The sequence below is a fragment of the Heyndrickxia sp. FW510-T9 genome, from assembly GCF_058781025.1.
In genome coordinates, this window is the sequence record NZ_JBYSWK010000114.1 from 1 (window position 1) to 742 (window position 742).

General features: G+C 40.7%; 1 protein-coding gene. It reads left to right on the top strand.

From position 1 onward, the window contains the following. Positions 1 to 147: 147 nt before the first annotated feature. Complete coding sequence (gene tnpA / locus AC3WJF_RS23065; RefSeq protein ID WP_492456440.1) at positions 148 to 609, top strand: IS200/IS605 family transposase; 462 nt, start codon at positions 148 to 150, stop codon at positions 607 to 609. Positions 610 to 742 lie beyond the last annotated feature (133 nt).

Below are 742 nucleotides of genomic sequence, written 5' to 3' on the forward strand. Positions count from 1 at the left end.
TTATGGTTTCGAAAACCCCTGGCTATGCCGGGGGTTCTAAAGAGCTTCAAGCGTGGTATTAAAAAAACCTCACTTCATATGGTAGGATAAAGTTGGTTTCCCGACCACTTTATCTCGCCATAGAAGGAGGAATGCCCTTTGAAGGACATGAATAGTTTAGCACACACAACATGGAATTGTAAGTATCACATTGTATTTGCACCAAAGTACAGAAGACAAATTATTTATGGGAAATACAAAAAGAGTATCGGACAAATTATCCGGGATTTGAGTGAACGAAAGGGTGTTGTAATTCACGAAGCCAACGCTTGTCCCGACCACATTCATATGTTAGTAAGTATCCCACCGAAATTAAGTGTGTCTCAATTCATGGGTTACTTGAAAGGGAAAAGCAGTCTCATGATTTTTGATAGACATGCCAATTTAAAGTATCGATATGGAAATCGTAAATTTTGGTGCCGTGGCTTCTATGTCGATACAGTGGGCCGAAACAAAAAGCAAATACAAGAATACATTCGAAATCAGCTGGTAGAAGACTACCGAGGTGACCAGTTAACATTGTTCGAAGAGTTTGATCCGTTCACAGGAGAAAAAAATAAGAAGAAATAACGGAATTCTTTAGAATTGGTGAGAAAATGTGGTGCAAAAGGGAAACCCTTTCAGTGGGCCTTTAAGGCCAAGGCCGGTAAGAGAGGCTTTCAGCCGCAGAGCAAACCACCAGTTCACACTGGTGGTTTTGATT